Here is a 1,252-nt window from a genome sequence, read left to right on the forward strand (position 1 = left end):
CGCGAGTTCGCTTTGTTGCGCGCCGTAGGAGCGTCGCCGACCCAGGTGTTCGCGTCCATCCTGATCCAGGCTGCCGTTGTGGGTCTGCTCGGGTCCGCGCTGGGAATCGCCGGGGGCCTCGGCCTCGTTTCGCTGCTTCGGATCGGCTTTGACCAGGTCGGCATGGACCTGTCCGGATCCATCCCGCTCGATGCTCCGACCATGATCGTCTCGTTGCTTGTCGGCACCGTTGTAGCCGTCGTGGCGGCCGCCCTGCCGGCCCGCCGCGCAGCCCTCACCGCGCCGGTCGAGGCTATGCGCGAGGCGACGGCGACCGAGAGGTCTCTGCGTGTCCGCACTATTATCGGCGGTGTTCTCGCCACCTTAGGTGCTGCAGGGCTCGTCGTGGCGCTACTCGCGCCCGACAGCAACGGGTCAGCTCTGGTCGGCGTCGGTGCGGGGCTGCTCGCCCTCGGCACGCTGCTTCTGGCCCCGTTCCTCGTTCGCCATTGCCTGGGGGTGCTCTCCGCGGTGTTCGTCGCGGCAGTCCGGCCGCTGGGTAGGTTGGCCCGCGGAAATGTTGTCCGCAACCCGAGACGCACCGCGAATACTGCCAGTGCGCTGATGATCGGCATGGCACTGGTCGGGGCCGCTTCGGTCCTGGCTGCTTCGGCCACGGTCTCCACCCGCGCGATCGTCGACGACGGCTGGACGTCGGACTTCTCCATTCGGTCAACTACCGGAGTGCCCGTCGGCGCGGTGGCTGATGTCCGTGCGCTGGACACTGTCGGCGCGATGGACGTGCTCGCCTACGGCCCCACCGTCGTCGTCGGCCCGGGGGAGAGGGCAGCCAAGCAAGATGCCTCGTTCGTCGTCGGACTCCCACCGAAGGCATTCGGGCGCACCATCGACGTCGATGTCGTGGAGGGTTCCCTCGACACCCTTGCCGACGGCGCGATCGCGGTGCAGGCGGCGACCGCGAAGGAACGCGGCTGGTCTCTCGGTGACACGGTGACGTTCGCCTCCCGGGCCGGTGCCGTGTCGGCGTCGGCGCGGGTGGGTGCAATTATCGACTCCCAATTGATCGACGTTTCCATCGTCATGTCGGACAAGCTTCTCACCCAAGTCGTTCCCTCGGGTCAGGTGACAATCGAGTTTCTGCTCGTCAACGCTGCTCCCGGCGTGACTGCGGCGACCCTGCGCGCCGACCTGGTCGAGGCGGTCGGACCATATGTGGTGCTCTCGGTATCCGACAAGGGTGACTTTGCGGACG

1 protein-coding gene is annotated in these 1,252 nt (G+C 67.5%); it reads left to right on the plus strand.

Annotated elements, in window-relative coordinates; translation table 11 throughout:
- Positions 1-45: 45 nt before the first annotated feature.
- The coding region (locus tag E3T23_RS13155; RefSeq protein ID WP_338145453.1) for an FtsX-like permease family protein at positions 46-1,252 on the plus strand (1,207 nt) is incomplete at its 3' end.

This window comes from Cryobacterium cheniae (assembly GCF_004403395.1).
Lineage (GTDB): Bacteria > Actinomycetota > Actinomycetes > Actinomycetales > Microbacteriaceae > Cryobacterium > Cryobacterium cheniae.